At 62.3% G+C, this 18,533-nt stretch carries 17 protein-coding genes; 11 read left to right on the forward strand and 6 right to left on the reverse strand.

What is annotated here, in order from left to right; all coding sequences use genetic code 11:
- The first annotated feature begins 66 nt into the window (after window positions 1–66).
- From ACWTU8_RS02605 to ACWTU8_RS02620, 4 genes are read left to right on the forward strand one after another with little or no spacing between them, the layout of a single operon-like run.
- A complete protein-coding gene (locus ACWTU8_RS02605; protein ID WP_455846912.1) occupies window positions 67–1,161 on the forward strand; it encodes a tungsten formylmethanofuran dehydrogenase in 1,095 nt (364 codons plus the stop codon).
- Window positions 1,155–2,786: a formylmethanofuran dehydrogenase subunit A gene (locus ACWTU8_RS02610; RefSeq protein WP_455846913.1), complete on the forward strand. Its 1,632-nt coding sequence runs from the start codon at window positions 1,155–1,157 to the stop codon at window positions 2,784–2,786. The genes ACWTU8_RS02605 and ACWTU8_RS02610 overlap by 7 nt, the downstream gene beginning before the upstream one ends.
- Window positions 2,774–3,682 carry a formylmethanofuran--tetrahydromethanopterin N-formyltransferase gene (gene fhcD / locus ACWTU8_RS02615; protein ID WP_455846914.1) on the forward strand — a complete coding sequence of 303 codons (909 nt, stop codon included), beginning with the start codon at window positions 2,774–2,776 and terminating at the stop codon, window positions 3,680–3,682. Before ACWTU8_RS02610 ends, fhcD begins: the two co-directional genes overlap by 13 nt.
- The gene (locus tag ACWTU8_RS02620; RefSeq protein ID WP_455846915.1) at window positions 3,679–4,488 is read left to right on the forward strand and encodes a formylmethanofuran dehydrogenase subunit C; all 810 of its coding nucleotides are present in this window, start codon (window positions 3,679–3,681) and stop codon (window positions 4,486–4,488) included. Before fhcD ends, ACWTU8_RS02620 begins: the two co-directional genes overlap by 4 nt.
- A gap of 65 nt (window positions 4,489–4,553) precedes the next feature.
- Here ACWTU8_RS02620 and ACWTU8_RS02625 read toward each other — a convergent pair whose 3' ends face one another.
- Genes ACWTU8_RS02625 through ACWTU8_RS02635 form a run of 3 tightly spaced genes read right to left on the reverse strand, consistent with a single transcriptional unit; the run spans window position 4,554 to window position 8,122 of the window.
- Window positions 4,554–5,378 (reverse strand): alpha/beta hydrolase, encoded by an 825-nt coding sequence (locus tag ACWTU8_RS02625; RefSeq protein WP_455846916.1) that lies wholly within the window; start codon window positions 5,376–5,378, stop codon window positions 4,554–4,556.
- A gap of 11 nt (window positions 5,379–5,389) precedes the next feature.
- Window positions 5,390–6,877 carry an NAD-dependent succinate-semialdehyde dehydrogenase gene (locus tag ACWTU8_RS02630; RefSeq protein WP_455846917.1) on the reverse strand — a complete coding sequence of 496 codons (1,488 nt, stop codon included), beginning with the start codon at window positions 6,875–6,877 and terminating at the stop codon, window positions 5,390–5,392.
- 18 nt (window positions 6,878–6,895) lie between these two features.
- A complete protein-coding gene (locus ACWTU8_RS02635; RefSeq protein WP_455846918.1) occupies window positions 6,896–8,122 on the reverse strand; it encodes an iron-containing alcohol dehydrogenase in 1,227 nt (408 codons plus the stop codon).
- A gap of 142 nt (window positions 8,123–8,264) precedes the next feature.
- Here ACWTU8_RS02635 and ACWTU8_RS02640 point away from each other — a divergent pair, with 142 nt between their 5' ends.
- Both ACWTU8_RS02640 and ACWTU8_RS02645 read left to right on the forward strand, forming a co-directional pair.
- The gene (locus ACWTU8_RS02640; RefSeq protein ID WP_455846919.1) at window positions 8,265–8,966 is read left to right on the forward strand and encodes a GntR family transcriptional regulator; all 702 of its coding nucleotides are present in this window, start codon (window positions 8,265–8,267) and stop codon (window positions 8,964–8,966) included.
- A 173-nt stretch (window positions 8,967–9,139) separates the two neighbouring features.
- Window positions 9,140–9,733: a DJ-1/PfpI family protein gene (locus tag ACWTU8_RS02645; RefSeq protein WP_455846920.1), complete on the forward strand. Its 594-nt coding sequence runs from the start codon at window positions 9,140–9,142 to the stop codon at window positions 9,731–9,733.
- A gap of 86 nt (window positions 9,734–9,819) precedes the next feature.
- Here ACWTU8_RS02645 and ACWTU8_RS02650 read toward each other — a convergent pair whose 3' ends face one another.
- The 3 genes from ACWTU8_RS02650 to ACWTU8_RS02660 form a co-directional block, all read right to left on the reverse strand.
- Entirely contained in the window at window positions 9,820–11,343 is a 1,524-nt protein-coding gene (locus ACWTU8_RS02650) for a xylulokinase (RefSeq protein ID WP_455846921.1), read from the reverse strand.
- A gap of 88 nt (window positions 11,344–11,431) precedes the next feature.
- A complete protein-coding gene (locus tag ACWTU8_RS02655) occupies window positions 11,432–12,376 on the reverse strand; it encodes a shikimate dehydrogenase family protein (protein ID WP_455846922.1) in 945 nt (314 codons plus the stop codon).
- A 79-nt stretch (window positions 12,377–12,455) separates the two neighbouring features.
- On the reverse strand, window positions 12,456–13,097 hold the full coding sequence (locus ACWTU8_RS02660; RefSeq protein ID WP_455846923.1) for a glucose-6-phosphate isomerase: 642 nt from the start codon (window positions 13,095–13,097) through the stop codon (window positions 12,456–12,458).
- Window positions 13,098–13,206: 109 nt separating this feature from the next.
- On the opposite strand from ACWTU8_RS02660, the gene ACWTU8_RS02665 reads away from it, so the two are divergent.
- From ACWTU8_RS02665 to ACWTU8_RS02685, 5 genes are all read left to right on the forward strand, one after another.
- Window positions 13,207–13,986: an orotidine 5'-phosphate decarboxylase / HUMPS family protein gene (locus tag ACWTU8_RS02665; RefSeq protein ID WP_455846924.1), complete on the forward strand. Its 780-nt coding sequence runs from the start codon at window positions 13,207–13,209 to the stop codon at window positions 13,984–13,986.
- Complete coding sequence (locus ACWTU8_RS02670; protein ID WP_455846925.1) at window positions 13,971–14,477, forward strand: SIS domain-containing protein; 507 nt, start codon at window positions 13,971–13,973, stop codon at window positions 14,475–14,477. The genes ACWTU8_RS02665 and ACWTU8_RS02670 overlap by 16 nt, the downstream gene beginning before the upstream one ends.
- Window positions 14,478–14,804: 327 nt before the next feature.
- Window positions 14,805–16,277 (forward strand): ABC transporter substrate-binding protein, encoded by a 1,473-nt coding sequence (locus ACWTU8_RS02675; protein ID WP_051695713.1) that lies wholly within the window; start codon window positions 14,805–14,807, stop codon window positions 16,275–16,277.
- Window positions 16,278–16,368: 91 nt separating this feature from the next.
- Window positions 16,369–17,487, forward strand: a complete 1,119-nt coding sequence (locus tag ACWTU8_RS02680) for a carbohydrate ABC transporter permease (RefSeq protein ID WP_455846926.1) — start codon at window positions 16,369–16,371, stop codon at window positions 17,485–17,487.
- Window positions 17,484–18,530: a carbohydrate ABC transporter permease gene (locus ACWTU8_RS02685; RefSeq protein ID WP_455846927.1), complete on the forward strand. Its 1,047-nt coding sequence runs from the start codon at window positions 17,484–17,486 to the stop codon at window positions 18,528–18,530. The genes ACWTU8_RS02680 and ACWTU8_RS02685 overlap by 4 nt, the downstream gene beginning before the upstream one ends.
- Window positions 18,531–18,533: the final 3 nt, after the last annotated feature.

An 18,533-nucleotide genomic window follows, 5' to 3' on the forward strand; every position in this document is an offset into this window, starting at 1 on the left:
AGGCGGGGTTCACGGCCAATCCAGTTTCGTCTAGGATCGGGCCGGCACCAGAAAGTAGCGTAGTGGATGGCGGTTGCTTGGATCGGCAACCGGGAAACGCTGGTCGAGCGCGCGGCTGCACATGCCGCCGCGCTGTTGGGGTCGAGCCGGTGCCCGGTTTTCAGCTTGGATACGGATATACACGGCACCAGGGCGGCGATCGCGCTGGCTGAGCGGATTGGCGCGGCATACGATCATGCCGCCGATGGCGCGGCACTTTCGCGGGAGACCGCGCTTTTTACCGACAAGGGCGCGATGACCGTCGCGCCTGGCGAGACGCGCCGGCGCGCCGATGTCGTGGTGATTGTGGGCGAACTCCCGCAAATCCATCATGAATTTGTCGGCGGGCTTGCTGAGACGGTTCCCGATCTCTCGGCCAAGAATCAACGCCAAATCTTTCTGGTCGGATCGAAAGGGGCGTCTGCTCCGCCGCTGAACAACGGGCGGACGGCGACGCTCCTTTCCTGCGGCGAGGCAAGCCTCGGCGCGACGCTGGCGGCGCTGAGGGCGCAGTGCAGGGGGCGTAGGACATCGCAACCGGTGTCGAATTTCGACGATTTCGCCAAAGCCCTGGAGGCTGCGCATTTTCCCGTCTTCCTGTTTTCAGGCGACGCAACCGAAGGGCTGGCGCTGGAGATGCTGCAAGGACTGATCGCCGATCTCAACCGCAAGTCACGCGCATCCGGCCTTCATCTGCCGGCGAACGAAAACGGCTGGGGAAGCGCGCTCGCCTCGACCTGGATGACGGGTTTCCCGTTGCGCACCGGCTTTGCGCGCGGCTTCCCGGAATTCGACCCCTGGCGTTATGATGTCGCGCGCATGATCGCTGCCGGCGAAGCCGACCTGCACCTGCGGATCTCTTCCTCAATTGTCCAGCCGCAGAAGAAGAAGAACCGCATGGCGCTGATTGTGCTGGCGAAAACGCAGGAGCCGATCGCGGGTGCTGCAGTCACCATCGCCATTGGCGAAGCGGGCGTCGATCACGAGGCGGTGGTCTATTCCAGCCGCACCGGTTCGCTAAGGTCGGTCGATGCGCGAGCGGCGTCGGAGCTGCCCTCCGCTGCAACTGTTATCCGCCTGGTCGCCAGTCATGTCTCCGCCGAGGCCGCGTTGCCATGCTGACGAAAATCTCGGGCGGCGACATCATCGATCCGGTCAACGGCCGTCTCGGCAAGGGCGACCTCTGGATCAGGGACGACAAGATCGTTGCGGCGCCGGCGGGGGGGGCTGCTGACCGGACCATCGACGCTGCCGGCTGCATCGTGATGGCGGGCGCCATCGACATCCATTCCCACATCGGCGGCGGCAACGTGAATACGGCACGGCTGCTGTTGCCCGAGCAGCATGCCGCGCATCAGGCGCGGCCGGCGACGACGCCGCTCTCCAACGCGGGCTGGTCGACCTTCCAGACCGGCTGCCTCTACGCCAAAATGGGTTTCACGACGGTCGTCGAGCCGGCGATGTCGCCGGGAGCCGCACTTCACACCCACCTCGAACTGGCCGACATCCCGATCATCGACAAGGCGACGCTCGCCATTCTCGGCAACGACGATTTCCTGCTGTCGATGATCCGCGCCGACGCCCCCTCAACGATGATCGAAGACTATGTCGCCTGGACGGTCGCCTCGACGCGGGCGCTTGGGGTCAAGGTGATCAACGCCGGTGCGGCGGCCGCCTTCAAGGAAAACGTCCGCACCTTCTCGCTGGACGACGTCGTGCCTTCCTATGGCGTCAGCTCGCGCAAGATCGTCAAGACGCTGCAGGCGGCCGTCGACAGTCTCGGCGTCCCGCATCCTCTACATGTCCATTGCAACAATCTGGGCAGCCCCGGATCGGCGGATACGGCGGCCGCGACGATCGCGGCGGCGGAAGGATTGCCGCTGCACCTCGCGCATCTCCAGTTCTACGGCTACGGCACCGAAGGCAAGCGCAGGTTTTCCTCGGCCGCGGCGCGTCTAGCCGAATTGGTCAACGCGACGCCGGAGGTCACCATCGACATCGGCCAGGTAATGTTCGGCCAGACGGTCACTGTCTCCTCCGACGTCATGCGGCAGTTTTCGGCGCGTGGCAGTGCCCACCCGAAGAAATCCGTCATTCATGATGGGGACGGCAATGGCGGCGGCATCGTGCCCTACAGCTATGGCAAGGATTTCTATGGCACGATGCAGTGGGCGATCGGGCTCGAGCTTTTTCTCCTGATCGACGATCCGTGGCGTGTCTTCTTCACCACCGATCATCCCAATGGCGCGCCCTTTACCGTCTACCCGGCTCTGTTCGAGCTGCTGATGAGCCGGGAAGCGCGCGCCGAAACGATTGCCGAACTTCCAAAATCCGCCATGGCGCTGTCCACCCTGGCCTCAATCGACCGTGAATACACGTTCGAGGAAATTGCCATCATGACGCGCGCGGCCCCAGCCAAGCTGCTCGGGCTGACGGATCGGGGCCATCTCGGCGTCGGCGTCACAGCCGATATCGCTGTCTACCGCAGGGACGAGAATATTGCGAAAATGCTGGGGCAGGCGGCGTATGTCTTCAAGGATGGCGATCTCGTCGTGCAAGATGGGGAGATCACCCACTACCGTTGGGGCAAGGCGCTCAGGCTCAATCCGTCGCCGGACAAGGCGATGGTGCGGCGTCTGGAAGACTATCACCAGCAGCGTTACGGCCTGTCGCTGGACTGGTTCAATTTCCCAGATTCCGCAATCGCGCGCGAACAGCCGTTCGGCGAGGTAGCATGCCGAATGTGAGCGTAAATGGCATAACGATCGACGATACCTTTGCCGAGGCCTTCGGCATGCGCGCGACCGCCATCATCATCACCGCGCCGAACCGGAAATGGGCGCACCAGGCGGCGATCACGATGACCGGCTTTGCCACCTCGGTGATCGGCTGCGGCTGCGAAGCGGCAATCGATGTCGAACTGCCGCCATCGGCCACACCGGATGGCCGGCCCGGCTGCCGCGTGATGATTTTTGCGATGGGGACCGAGGAACTGCAGAAACAACTGCTCAATCGCGTCGGCCAGTGTGTCTTGACCTCGCCGGGTTCGGCCTGCTTCGCCGGACTGGAGGGCAGCGCCGAGTTGAAGCTCGGTTCGGCGCTGCGTTATTTCGGCGACGGCTGGCAGATCTCCAAGAAAATCGGCGGCAGGCATTTTTGGCGCGTTCCCGTCATGGATGGCGAATTCCTGTGCGAAGCAACAACCGGACTGACGAAGGATGCCGTCGGCGGCGGCAATTTCTTTGTCATGGCTGAAAGCAGCGCCAAGGCCTTGGTTGCTGCCGAGGCCGCCGTTGCCGCGATAGGCCTGGTGCCCGGCGCGATCGTGCCGTTTCCGGGCGGCATCGCCCGTTCGGGTTCCAAGATCGGTGGTAAATACAAGGGCATGATCGCCTCGGCCAACGAAGCCTACGCGCCGACACTGCGCGGTGTCGTCAGGAGTGAGCTCGGGCCCGACATCAACGCCGTCCTGGAAATCGTCATCGACGGCGAGACCAACGATGCCGTTGCCGCCGCGATGAAGGCCGGCATCAAGGCCGTCATCGAGCTTGGGCCGAAGCGAGGCGCGGTTCGCATAAGCGCCGGCAATTACGGCGGCAAGCTCGGCAAGTTCATCTATTCGCTGAAGGATATGCTGCCATGAAGGCGCTGACCTTCACCCTTGTCGCCGAGCCGCCCGAGCGCGTTGACCTGTCGCCGCTGACGCCGGAGCGGCTTGCCGGGATGGAAAGGCGCGATATCGAAAAAGTCCAGATCGGCATGTCGAAGCATGGATCGAAGGTCGGCGATATCTTTCGCGTCGCCGGCAACGATCCGCTGGACATCGTGTTCGAAGGTGGAAGCGCGCGCCTCGACCGCGTGGCGGAGGGCATGCGGGGCGGTTCGGTTCGCGTCGTCGGTAATGCCGGCGCCCAGGCCGGGCGTGCCATGCGCGGCGGCAAACTCACGGTCGAAGGCAATGCCGGTCCGCATGCCGGCTCCGGCATGCGCGGCGGCAGGCTTGAAATAACAGGCAACGCCGGTGATCACCTTGGGGCGCCGCTCGCCGGGGAACTGGCCGGCATGAATGGCGGCGTGCTGATCGTCAGGGGCAAAGCCGGCGCTTTTGCCGCCGACCGCATGCGGCGCGGCCTGATCGCGGTGCTGAAAGGCTCAGGCGACCATGCCGGCAGCCGCATGATCGCCGGCACGCTGGTGGTGGCCGGCGGCACCGGCGAGATGCCGGGCTATCTGATGCGTCGCGGTTCGATCCTTCTCGATCGCGCGCCGAAAAGCCTGTCGCCGAGCTTCGTCGAATGCGGCGCGCCAGAGAGTGTCTTCGCCGCCATCGTCGATCGCCATCTGATCGCCGAGGGTATTTTGAAACGGCCGCTTCTGGGCAAGGCGCCGCAGAAATATGGCGGTGACAACGCGGTGCTAGGAATGGGTGAGGTTCTTTTCCCTCGCTGAGGCGTTCAGCAGACGGCATTGCGGTTAAGCCGCCGTGCTGATGGCCGGCATGTCTGCTGGGAGGGTTAGCGGCGGTCGTTGGCAATCAGTTTCGTCAGGCAATCACCCGCCTGGCTCTCAGGCACGCCGAGATCTCTGACACTGTCCATGTGGTTGCGGTTCGTGAGAACAAGCGACGTTGCCGGCGAACCCTGCTGCAGCAGGTTCTCTTTGAATCGATCTGCTTGCTGATGGAAAGGCGGCGTCTCATTGGCTCCGACCAGAACCGTCGCCCTGGTTTGAGGATCATGCCGATAGGCAAGAGGTGTAAACATGGCGACTTCCTCATCGGTGATTCCAATCTCGTTGGCGAGAAAGGAGTTCTGGAGCGGTTTCAAATCGTAGAGCCCGCCGAGCAGAAGGACTGCCCGCACATTCGATGGGGTATTCTCACTGTTGAACAGAAACGTAGAAAGATGTGCTCCAGCCGAATGGCCGCTGATAGTCAGCTCTGCCGGGTTTCCGCCGTGGTCGGCGATATGGGCCAGAAGCCACTGCTTGGCGCGGCGCACCTGGTCGACGATCGTGGTCATTCTGACCTTGGGCATCAGAGCATAGTCGACGATGGCGGCTATCGCACCGGCCTGGGTAATCGTCGTCGCCACGTATGAGTAGTCGCGCTTGGAGAACATTCTCCAGTAGCCGCCATGGATAAACATGTGCACCGGCAGGCCGCTTCTTTTGCCCGAGGGAAAGAACAGGTCGATGGTTTCGGTCTGATCCGGCCCATAGGCAACGTCGGCAGTCATTGGAATGGTTGCGCGAACGGCCTCGCTGCGGTGAACGATGTCCTGCACGATTTTGTCAAAATCCGCGACGTGGTCGCGGATGCGAAACGGATCGCTTTGCACTCTTCCTCCGCTCAGATGCTGATGGCGAGGTATTTCGCCTCCATGAACTCGGCAATGCCGTGATGCTGGCCGCCCTCGCGGCCGAGGCCGCTCTGCTTCACCCCGCCGAAGGGTGCTGCCGGATCGGACATCAAGCCGCGGTTGAGAGCGATCATCCCGGCTTCGATCTTGGATGCCACCCGCATTCCACGCGCAAGATCGCGCGTGTAGATGTAGGCGGCAAGACCGTATTCGGTGTCGTTGGCGCGCGCGATGACGTCGGCTTCCGTTTCGAATTTCGAGATCGGCGCCACCGGCCCAAAAATTTCCTCGTGCGCCATCTCCGCCTCGGCCGGGACGTCGCAGAGCACGGTCGGCGGATAATAGTATCCCGTTCCCGAGCCTGCCTTGCCCCCGCACAGCACCCGCGCGCCACGGGCGACAGCATCGTTGACCAGACGGTCGATCTTGTCGACGGCCTTCCTGGTGATCATCGGCCCGCACTCCGTGGCTGCGTCCGTACCAGCGCCGATCTTGAGTGCCGACATCCGCCTGGCGAGGCATTCGCCAAAGGCATCGTAAACGCCAGACTGGACATAGATGCGGTTTGCAGCCGTGCAAGCTTCGCCGGCGTTGCGCATCTTCGCCACCATCGCCCCATCGACCGCCGCGTCAAGGTCCGCGTCATCGAACACAAGGAATGGCGCATTGCCGCCAAGTTCCATCGAACACGAAACCACGTGCTTTGCGGCCTCGGCCAGCAGAACGCGCCCCACACCCGTCGAGCCAGTAAAGGAGAGTTTGCGCACCCGCGGATCGGCCAGCAGCGCAGCCGTCACAGGGCCGGGATTGGAGGTTGTCAGAACGTTCACCACACCTGGCGGAACGCCTGCTTCCTGGTAGAGCGCGGCAAGCGCGTAGGCCGTGAGCGGGGTCTCGCTGGCTGGCTTCAAAATTACGGTGCATCCGGCAGCCAAGGCGGGCGCGATCTTGCGCGTCGCCATGGCGGCAGGGAAGTTCCAGGGTGTGACAAGGATGCAGATGCCGATGGGCTCGTAGTCGACCACGATCCGGTTCGTGCCGGAAGGCGCCATTCCGAATTCACCGGTGATGCGAACGGCTTCCTCGGCATTCCAGCGAAAGAATTCCGCAGCATAGGCGATCTCGCCACGCGTGTCCCTGAGTGCCTTGCCGTTTTCCAGCGAGATCAGGGTTGCGAGCGTCTCGGAACGTTGCGTCATCAGCTCGAAGCAACGTCTGAGGATTTCGGAACGCTTGCGGGGTGCCGTTGTGCGCCAGCCATCGGCGGCCTTGGCCGCAGCCTCCACGGCGGCCGCGGCATCTTCGATCGTCGCATCGGGAACGGCGGCGATCACTGCCTCGGTGGAAGGGTCCACGACCTGGATTTCCCTGCTGTCGGCGGATTGCCTCCATTGGCCACCGATATACAAGCCGTGGGAAAATCTATGGAAGTCGGCAGTGTCCTGCTCGTCCTCCAGCACCTGATGAGATATGTTCATCGCCTGCTCCTCTATTGCTCACACGACGTAGGTGGCGAGGTCGCCATCATAGGCAGCCTGGATCAGGCCCCGCATGGCTGCCAGATCGAATGGACGCGGATTGTTCTTGATGAGACGGTCAATGCCGAGCGCCTGTTCGGCCGTCCAATCGAGCTTGTCGGCGGGAAGTCCGAGCTTGGCCAGCGTAGGCGTGATCCCGATCGCTCCAAACAGCCGGCCGATCTCGTCGATCGCCGCGTCGGCCATCTCACCGGTACTCCGGTCCCTCCCGTCGAGACCAAGGGCAAGGCCGATCTCGGTCATCTCGGCGGCCGCGGTGGCCCGGTTGTACTTCATGACATACGGCAGCATGGTCGCGACACCCAGCCCGTGAGCGGTGTGGGTAAGGGCACCGACCGGATATTGCACCGCGTGCGCCGCCGCAGTTCCGGCCGTACCGAACGCACAGCCGGCTGCAAGCGCGCCCATCATCACATCGGCCCGAGCGTCCTCGTCGGCGGGGTCGCGGTATGCCTTCTCGAGACTGCGGCCAAGCAGCTTGATCGCGAGCAGCGCAAAATGATCGGTCAGCGCGCTCTTGCCGATGAAGACATGCTGTTGCGGCAGGCTGGGGTCAGTGCCGCGCCTGACGGCGGTAAAAGCCTCGATCGCATGTGTCAGCGCGTCTGCGCCCGCGATCGCCGTAAGTCCCGGGGGACATGTCATCGTCAGTTCCGGGTCGCAGATGGCGGCTGCCGCGATCAGATGCGGGCTGGAGATGCCTACTTTCATGGTGCGATCCGGATCGGAGATCACCGCGACAGGTGTCACTTCCGAGCCGGTGCCGGCTGTCGTTGGAACGGCGATCAACGGCAGCGTCGGACCAGGCACCTTGAACTCGCCGTAGTAGTCCTGGAGCAGGCCGCCGTGACTGATGAGCAACGCGGCGCATTTGGCCATATCGAGACAACTGCCACCTCCGATGCCGATCACCATGTCCGGCGCAAACTCTCGCGCCATCTCTACGCAGACGGCAACCGTGTCTCGTGGCACATCGGGCAGCACACGGTCGTGCACCAGCACATCTATCGATGCGCACTCGAGCGCCTCCATGATCTCTGCGAAGGCGACAGTTGCGGCAAAGCGCTCGTCCGTACAGACAAGAGCGCGACGGCCCAGCCTGGCTGCAACGGTTGGAATGACATGGCGCTGGCCCTTCCCGAAGAGGATCTCACGCGGGAGCCTTACGGCAGCGAAGAGGCTCATGTTCGTCCCTCGATGATGTTGGGAGTGGAAAGCGAAAGCTCGCCGAGCTCGCACCCTAAATATCCTGTATTAAATCGTATATGATATAGGATTGTATTGTGCGAAGCATCGTGTTAGCCAGTGATCCTGTCAAGAGGCAAAGATGCAGGTCATGAACTTAAGCAATGCCCGAGAAGCCGACCCCGCTAGCGGACGCATCCAGCGATCCAACAGCCTGGTGGAGGACGTGTATGAAGCGATCTTCGCGCAACTCATGTCACTGAAGATCGCGCCTGGCTCACGGATCACCGTCGACAGTCTGGTCAAGGAACTCGAAGTATCCCACACGCCAATCCGTGAAGCGCTTGGCCGCCTCGAAGGCGAAGGCCTTGTGCTGAAGACACATTTGATCGGCTACCGCGCCGCGCCGCAGATAACCAAGCGCCGATTTGACGAACTTTATGAGCTTCGCCTGCTGCTCGAGCCGCATGGGGCGGCCAAAGCAGCCGCATTGATGGATGAGGCGAAACTTGCGGTGCTTCGGGAGTTCGCAGGGGGCATGGCGCGCCGCGAAGGCAAGGATGAACGCCTGCGTTACTCAAACTTCGCGCGGCAGGACGCCATTTTCCACGACAGGATCATGGAATTTGCCAACAATGATCTCGTGCGCGAGACTCTCGCATTCCAGCACACGCACTTCCACATCTTCCGCCTGATGTTCCATTCACGCGTTACCGAGGAAGCGCTCGACGAGCATGAGGCCATCCTGGCCGCCTTCGCTGCCTCCGATCCCGCTGCGGCGGAACAGGCAATGCGCCGTCATATCGAGCATTCTCGTGATCGTTTGCTGCTGGCGTTCGATTGAGACTGTCACGATGTCCGTCACCGTCCACATCGGGAGCGCCGCCGTCAAGCTGGATGCATCGTTGATCATGCAGGTAAACGCCCGGGACGTCCCGGATTCCCTTTTCTGAGACCCGCGCCGCCGGGCGAGTGCAATGCCCGCCGGACTTCCATCCACAAACGAGGAAACCGACTATGCCAGGCAAGAAAATACTAATGTTGACCGGTGAGTTTACAGAAGAATACGAGATCTTCGTCTATCAGCAGGCGATGGAGGCTGTCGGCCACATCGTCCACGTTGTCTGTCCTGACAAGAACGCTGGAGACCTGATCAAGACGTCGCTTCACGATTTCGAAGGTGACCAAACCTACACCGAAAAACCCGGCCACTATGCTTTGATGAACAAGACCTTTTCGGAGGCGGAAAAACAGCTCGACCAATATCATGCCGTGTATTGCGCGGGCGGTCGTGGCCCCGAGTACATCCGCACGGATAAGCGCGTGCAGGCGATAGTCCGCCATTTCCACGAAAACAATAAGCCGATCTTTACGATCTGCCATGGCGTCCAGATCCTGATCGCGGTCGACGGCGTCGTGCGTGGCAAGAAAGTGGGTGCGCTGGCTGCCTGCGAGCCGGAAGTGACCCTCGCCGGCGGAACCTATATCGACCTGTCCCCGACTGAGGCCTACGTGGACGGAACAATGGTCTCGGCAAAGGGCTGGACCGCACTTGCCGCATTCATCCGCGAGTGCCTGAAGGTGCTAGGAACGGAAATCCGCCACAACTGAGTCAATCGCCCGATGCACTCCAGACGGGATGCGTCGTGATTGCCAGGTCTGCCGCTACAGGCAGGGCTCGGCAGGCCTGAGATGCATCACGGCTGCGTCGGCCCCGTGGCGGCCGCCAGTGCGTCGATGTCGTCGTAGAGCGCCTGGCTGTGGTAGTAGAGCCGGTCGAAAACGGGTTGGGTGCGCCCGTAGGTCGCGGCCCATCTGGGGTCCGGCAGGATTTCGGCGCCGTAGCTCACGAATCGCTCGGCCGCCTGTTCGACGCGCGAGAAGCGGCCGGTCGCCGTCGCGGCCATCGCGGCACAGCCGACAATGCCGCATTCGGGCTCCCGCGGAACCAGGATCGGAATGTTGAAGGCACTTGCCTTGATCTTCAGCCAGAGTTCGGTGCGCGCCCCGCCACCCGCGGCGATAACGCGCTCCAGCGGCTTGTTTGACGCGCGTTCCATGATGCGGATGTGACGCGTCATGGCAAAGGCGATGCCTTCCAGGATCGAGCGGTGCAGATGTTCCATGCCATGCCCGGCGCCCAATCCGAAGAACTGTGCGCGGGCGTTGCGATGGCGCCCCAGGCGCTCGCCGGTGAGAAAGGGCATGAAGAGCAATGCGTCGCAACCGGCGGGTGCCTCGGCGGCGCAGGCGACGATCTCGTCATAGGACAGCGCGTTGCCGTGGAAGGCGCGGCGTGCCCAGCGCATGCCGTCGCCACCGGTCTCCAGCAGCACGAATTGCGCCCAGTTGCCTTCGATCGTCGCAACGTTCGAGATTTCCGGGTCAAGCAGCGGCCTCTCTGCGATCGCCGTGATGATCGCGCCCGTGCCGGTGCTGTCGGAACCCATTCCCGGCCGACAAGCGCCTGAGCCGAGCAGTGCAACCGGATAGTCGGCGCCGCCGACCAGCACGGGGGTGCCTGACCGCAGGCCGGTGTCACGCGCCGCCTGTTCGGTGACGTGGCCGACGACATCCAGCGGGTTGCGAATTGGCGGCAACTTGGCGGCATCCAGACCCATGCGCTCGATCATCACCGGCGACCAGTCGAGCCGCTCTGGGTTCATCAGGAAGCTGCAGGACCCATCGCCGGTATCCATGGCAATCTCGCCGGTCAGCCGGTAGTTGATGTAATCCTTCGGCATGATGGCGACTGCGCTGCGGGCGTATGCGGCGGGATCGTTGTCTCGGACCCATTGCAGTTTGAAACCCGGCCATGCGGGGGTCGGCGTGTTGCCGCTTTCGGGCAGGTAGCTGTTCGGCTCATTCGCTTCCTCGAAGCGACGCACGAGATCGATGGTGCGCTTGTCGTTCCAGAGCGGCGCCGTCTCGCGCGTCAGCGCTCCGTGCGCATCGAGCAGGACCAGCCCGTGCATCTGCCCGCAGACGCAGATGGCGGAGATGCGTTCGCGGGCGCCATCGAGGCGGTCCAGCACCGTCTTGACGCTCGCTCGCGCACCCTCCCACCAATCGACCGGCCGCTGTTCGGCCCGGCCGAACTCCGGCACGATCTGGTCGTGCTCTCGCGACGCAAGTTCGAGGATATTGCCGGTGACATCGATCAGAGCGGCGCGGACGCTGCCGGTGCCGACGTCGATGGCGAGGAAAAGCTCGCCGCTCATTTCGGCCGATTCCTGAGATGGGCAAGCATGTGATCCTCTGTCTATCGGTCAGAGCAAGCGCGGCGTGACGAGAATGCGTTCCATGGCATTAGCCTTTCGCCGCTTCGATGGCGATGCGCGAAATCTTTTCGAAATCCGGCCCCGACACCGGGATCGCGATGTCGAAGACCTCTGCGATCACCTGCGTCCAACCATGCAGGAAATATGTCCAACCGTCCTCGATCTGCAACTGCTGTCGGGCCTGCTGCCGCCTTGCCTGGTCAAGGAAGATCAGGTCGCCTCGATAATTGAGATCCCAGGCAATGCCGCGCTTAGGGAATACGGCGTCATCGGTGATCGGCGAGCCCGGCGCGTCCTTGCCAAGTCCGGTCGCGTTGATCACCAGCGAGCCTGGTTTCAGCGCCGCCAACGCCTCATCATTGATCTCGGGTCGGTCTGCCAGGACATACTCGATCTCGACCGTCGACATCATATCTCTGTGGATGCGCTCGATTTCGTCGAGACGCGACTGCGAACGGTCGGTGACAATGATGCGCGAAGGTCCACGCTCCTTGCGCATCAGGTGCCAGGTGATCGCAATCGTCGATCCGCCGGCGCCCATCGACAGGACTTCCGCGCCGGTGTCTTCGAAGTATCCCGCCGGGACGAAACCATCTATCGCAAGGCCCGATGAGATCGGATCCTTGGCATGGCAGATGAGTTTGCCGCCCCGCTTCGACAGGCAGCTGGTCTCGTGCATCAGGCGAGCGTGCGGATCGATCACGTCGAACAGGTCGCGCGCTGCGTTGAAGAGATCGATCTTGTGCGTGGTGACGAGCGCGCCAAGCGACAGCGGGTCGGAGTTTATGAAGGAGACGACCTCACGGTAGGCCTCCGGATCGGCATGAAGCGGAAAGTCGATGCCCTTGAGAACCGCATCTTTCAGCCCGAGGTGGCGCGCCCATGCAGGGAAAACCCGCATGATCGAACTGCTCGTCGTCGTGACACCGATAAAATAGAGTGTCGGCTGGGTAGCCGGCCGATAGCGGCTCATTTGCCGATCTCCCGGATTTCCCTCGCGCGCAGCACAGCCGCGGCAGTGCGAAGTGAAGCAGCGATCTCGAAGGGAGCCTTCATGCCGGCACCGTGCGGGATTGTTGCCCATAGAGGGCGGAGATCAGCTTCGCGTCACGCGGTCGCCAATCCGGGTTGTCGACTTCCTTCCAGCCTCCATCGTCGGCGACCACGCGCGAGCGCATGCCTCCCGATTTTGCGATGATCTCGTAGTCCTGCCCTGAATCGGCCGGATAGCAGAACAGCATCACCAGATCCTCTTCCCCGACATTGATCGAGCGGTGGATCCAGAAAGGGGGGACGTAACAGACGGTCTGCGCATCGACGGACAGGATGCGGACCTCGCCCTCCGGCGATTCCATCAGCATGAGGCCCTGCCCCTTCTGGCCATAGTAGATCTCGGGCCGGTCGGCCTGGTTGTGGATGTGACCGCGTGTCATGAAATACTCGTCGCCGACTTTTCCGGGCGCCATGCGCGTGACGCCGAAAATCAGATCGCCCGACTGCTCGGTCGGTCGGAACTCGGAGACCTCATAGACGATGCGCTCGCCCCACGTCGCGCGCATGGCTTCGAAGGCAGCGGCGTCCGCGTAGAGCCCGTCCAGATCGCAGAAGCGTTTTTGGTAGCTGCCGGTTGCATTTCCCATCGCACCAGTCGACAGATCGACCTTGCATCCAATGGGCTCAAACAATCTTGTCAAAGGACTACCTCATCTCGCGTTACTGTTGGCATCGGCGCTGATCTGGACTGCACCTCCTGCTTTTCGACAAGAACCACACTTGCTTTGCAGGGTACGATTTGCTCTCCCTATGCAGACCAGCTTGGAGGTTGCTGGATTATGGCAGATTTCGACTACGAAGCACACGACAGTGAATTGGGCGTTGTCGTCATGCCGCCCCCGCTGTCTTAAGCAATCCGAGAGAACCGCCTTGCTCCTCCAAGTCGCCTTCGACAAGCCTGAACACCTGGCCCTGCTCCCGCAGATGAAGGCGTTTGCCGACATTATCGAGGTCGGCACGCCGTTGCTGAAACGCTTTGGCCTCTCTGCCATCACCACGGCGCGCGAGCTCTGCCCTGAAATCATGGTGTTGGCTGATACCAAGACCGTCGACGGCGGCCAGCTCGAGGCTGATATGGTATTCGGCGCCGGTGCCGCGTTCATGACGGTCCTGTCGTGTGCTTCGTCCGCCACGCACGAAGCAATAGGAAAACGTGCCGCCGCCTTCGGCGCGACGGTCATCGTCGATACCATCACCAAGTCGGGCGAGGCAGAATTGCTTCCCTTGAATGCTGTCTTCCCCGAAAGCTTCGGCTATGTCGCGGTCCACTCGCCAACGGATGCGCGGCTGGCGGGCAACACCTCCACGTCACATATCGACGCCGTGAGAAAGATGCACGATCGCGGCTTCCTGGTTTCGCTCGCCGGCGGGATCGGCCCCGACACGCTGGAGGCGGTGATCGCAGTCGAACCCGAAATCCTCGTGGTTGGCAGCGCCATTACAGAATCCGCAAGCCCGAAAGAGGTAGCACGATGGATTCGCGACAGATTGCCCAATCCAGGCCGTGGCTGGCCGTGGGACAGGAAATAACCGACCTTCTTGGCCGGATCGACGCCGTCGCCTTTGCAAGGCTAGTGCAGGCGTTCGATGACCCCGATCAGCGATGGTTCTTTTCCGGGCAGGGGCGTTCCGGCCTTGTCGCGCAGATGGGCGCGATGCGCTTCATGCACCTTGGCCGAACGGTGCATTTCGTCGGTGAGGTATCGGCGCCGTCGATCCGCAAGGGCGATGCGCTGCTGATCATCTCCGGCTCTGGAGAGACGCCGGTCAGTACAAGCTTTGCCCGCATCGCCAAGGCGGAGGGCGCCAAGGTCGTTACGCTGACGCATAAGCCGGCGGGGACCCTGGCCGGCATTGCAGATGTCACGCTGCATGTACCTGTCGAGAAATCGGAACAGTTTGGCGGCAGCCTGTTCGAGCAATCCTGCCTCATCCTGCTCGACAGCATTGTGCTCGGCTTGGCGCAGCAGACTCCCGACGCGCACAAGCTGATGTTGTCCCGCCACACCAACTTGCAGTGACGCCCGTGCCGACGGTGCGAGCATCGGAGACGGGGACTGTCGATGGGGTGGGATTTTCTCAGGCAAGATCGAGCGGTCTCCCGGCGACGCGCTCAAAGCCGCGCACCCTCGGGTCACGCCCGAGGGCATCTCTTGGGCGATATGCAGTGGCCAGGAAGCTCGCTGGGCGCCTCACCTTCCGTAGCGGCAAGACACTGGACTCGCTGTGCGATGCCGATATTGTACTTGAGGAGCGTTGGTGCCGTGCTTTGGCGACGGCAACCGACGGGGAGATGCCGGCGGCTTGTTCGCAGGAACAGGTCCCCGGTCAATATGGGAGGAAGTCTGATGAGAATTGGGGCCTTTCTGGCCGGCTTTTCGGCCTTTTCTGCGCTTGTTGGCGCACCTGCCTTCGCGCAGGACAAGCCGTTTGCGGGAGTTACCGTGAACGTTATTACGCAGACCGGTGCGATTCAGGAGCCTCTACAGAGGCGCGCGCCCGAGTTCGAAGCGCTCACCGGCGCCAAGATCAATGTCATCGCGGTGCCCTTCTCGGATCTCTATCAAAAGATCCTCACCGACTGGGCGAGCGGCACCAACTCGGTCGACGCCGGCGTGTTCGCCCCGCAATGGATGGTCGACTACATCGCCGGCGGCTACCTCGAGGACCTGACGCCGCGGGTCGAGGCCGACAAGGACATCCAGCAGGAGGATGTGGGCGCGTTCTTCCGGGACTTCTCCGAGAAGTACAACGGCAAGACCTACATGATCACGCTCGATGGCGACTTTCACATGATGTACTACCGCAAGGACGTGCTGGAAGCGGCCGGCCTGGCGGTGCCGAAAACCTGGGACGAGTATCTCGAGGTCGCCAAGGCCACGCATGGTAAGGATATGAGCGGCGATGGCACACCGGATTTCGGCTCGTGCATCGCCAAGAAGCGCAACGCGCAGAGCTATTGGTTCGTCACCGATGTGGTCGGCTCGATGACCCAGTCCAAGGGAACCAGCCAGGGCACCTTCTTCAACACCAAGGACATGACGCCGCTCGTCAACAACGACGCCTTCCGCAAGGCGCTCGACTTCCTGTCTGAATCGACCAAATACGGCCCGCCGGACGAGCTAAACCTCGATGTCAGCGATACAAGGCCACTCTTCGCTTCCGGCCGCTGCGCGCTGAACCTCGACTGGGGTGATGTAGGCACCATCTCGATCGATCCGGCGCAGTCCAAGGTGATGGGCAAATGGGGCGCGGCGATCATGCCCGGATCCAAGGAGGTCCTGAACTGGGACACCGGCAAGCTCGAGGCCTGCACGGCAGAAAACTGCCCGCACGCGATCGACGGCGTGAACCATGCACCGTTCGCCGCCTTTGGCGGCTGGGGCGGCGGCATCAACGCAGCGGCCGATCCGAAGGTGAAGGACGCCGCCTACGCGTACTTCTCGTTCATGACGCAGCCGGCACAGTCGAATGCCGACGTCACCGTCGGCGGCACCGGCTTCAACCCGTATCGCACCTCGCAGCTCAGCTACAGCGACCTTTGGAAGAAGGCCGGCATGAGCGAGGACGAGGCTAAAGTCTACCTGGGCGCGATCAACGACAGCATGAGCAGCCCGAACATGATCCTCGACCTGCGCATCCCGCAAAATCAGAAGTACCAGCAGGTCGTGCTCGACGAGGCGGTCTCGCGCTTCCTCGCCGGCGAAATCGACAAGGAAGCGACCGTCGCGGCGGTCGAGGAAGGCTGGAATGAGCTGAACGAAGAGATTGGCAAAGACGAGCAGCTCAAACTTTACAAGGCGACTATCGGCGCCAAATAGGCGTCAAGCAATCGACCCGGCGTGGCATCGGTCCGCGCCGGGTCTCGTGCCTGCCACACTTTCCCGGGTTATGATGACCGCAACCGACACTATGCCAGAAGCTGCCGACCGCCGCAGCTGGGCCGAATGGCTGGACGGTCACTCGGGCCGGATCATGGTGCTGCCAGCCGTCGTCGTGCTTCTCTGCTTCGCGATATTTCCGCTCATCATCTCGGCCTATCTCGCGCTTTCGCGCTTTGCACTCGCGTCGGGCGGATTCACGCTGAAATTCATCGGCCTTTTGAACTTCCGCAAGTTGCTGGTCGGCTCACAGCAGTATCACCTGCTCGGCAAGTTCGGCACGTTCGGCTTTGTCCAATGGGCTTTGCTGGCGTTGATAGCGGCAGCGCTGCTTTTTCTTCTCGCCCGCTATTTCTGGCGTGGCAGGCCGACGATCGCCGGCATGGTTGGTCGCCTTCTCGCGACGGCAACGGCTATGGCCCTGGCGGTACTTGCGCTGGCCACCATGGCGCCGGGCGGCGTGCCGGGGACCGTCGTCAACACGCTTCTCTACGTGTTCGTCGGCGTATCCGTGCAGTTCGCACTGGGGCTGGGCCTGGCGCTCCTCTGCGGCCAGCCAATCCGCGGCCGAAATTTCTTTCGCGTCCTCTTCTTCATCCCGTTGATGGTCACCCCGGTCGGCATCGCCTACACGTTCCGCATGCTCGCCGACATGCAGAAGGGCCCCTTCGCCCCGCTCGTGCGCGCTTTCGGCATCAGCGAGTGGTCATGGGCCACAGAGGCCTGGTCGGCGCGACTCATGGTGTTGGTTGGCGACACCTGGCAGTGGACGCCGTTCATGTTCATCGTGCTGCTGGCGGCCATTGAGAACCAACCGCGCGATCAGGTCGAGGCGGCGCGGCTCGACGGAGCCAACGGCTTCCAGATTTTTCGCGACATTACCTGGCCAGCGATCGCGCCGATTGCCGCTACCGTCGTGCTGATCCGGCTGATCGAGGCTTTCAAGATCATCGACCTGCCGAACGTGCTCACCGGCGGCGGCCCTGGCCTGGCAACGGAATCGATGACGCTCCATTCCTTCATATCCTGGCGCACCCAGGATCTCGGCGGCTCGGCCGCTGTCGGCTACATGCTCCTGTTCATCTCGACCATCGTATGCGTCTCGTTCTTCAACTTTGTGGTCCGGCCGGCGCGCCGGTTCGAAGCATGAGCGCCGAGCTGCGCTCACTGGCGCGCCGGCTGTTCGAGCCGGCCTCGATCGACAGCCAGGCGCCGGTCACCAAGATCGTCACTTATGCGCTGCTGTTCCTGTGGGCGCTCGTTGTGGTGATTCCTCTCTACTGGGTGTTAATCACCTCCTTCAAGGGGCCTGGGGAGGTCGACAACGGGCCGTTCTATCTCCCGTTCGTCGACTTTGCCCCCTCGCTGCAGGCATGGGATTTCATGCTCGTGCAGAATTACACACTGCGCCCTTATATGAATTCCGTCGTCGTCGCGGTGGCCAGCACGCTACTCGCAGTCCTGATCGGCTCGCTGGCGGCCTACGCGCTCGTGCGTATCCGCTTCCAGGTGAAACTCGCCGCCGTTGCAATCTTCCTGATCCTGCTCACCGCAATCATCATCGCAGTGGCCACTTTCGGCGTGCGGTGGGAGATCGCCATTGCCGTGGCGGCCGCTCTCTTCATCATTGCGCTGTTCACGCTCGTTGGACGCACGAAGCTTGCGGTCGGCAATAACGACATTGAGTTCTGGATGATCTCGAACCGTATCATGCCGCCGATCGTCGCCGTATTGCCGATCTACGTGATGTTCCAGCAGATGCGCCTGCTCGACACGCAGGTGGCGCTGATCGCCACCTACACCGCCATCAACCTGCCGATCGTCGTGTGGCTGACGCGCGATTTCTTCGCCGGCATCCCGCTCGACCTTGAGGAGAGCGCACAGATAGACGGAGCCTCCAAGTTTCGCGTGTTCTTCACCATCGCGCTGCCGCTGGTGCGATCCGGCTTGGTCGCGACTTTCCTGCTGGTACTGATCCTTGCCTGGAACGAGTATCTGCTGGCCCTCTTCCTCTCCAATGCCGATGCGCAGACGATGCCGGTGCTTGTATCGGCACAGAACACGACCCGCGGTCCGCAATGGTGGAATATGTCGGTGTTGATCACCGTGATGATCGCCCCCGTGATCGTCATCTCCAGCATCCTGCAGAAGCACATCGCGCGCGGACTGCTGGTCGGCGCAGTGAAGGGCTAGTCG

The sequence above is a fragment of the Mesorhizobium sp. BHbdii genome (assembly GCF_053848045.1).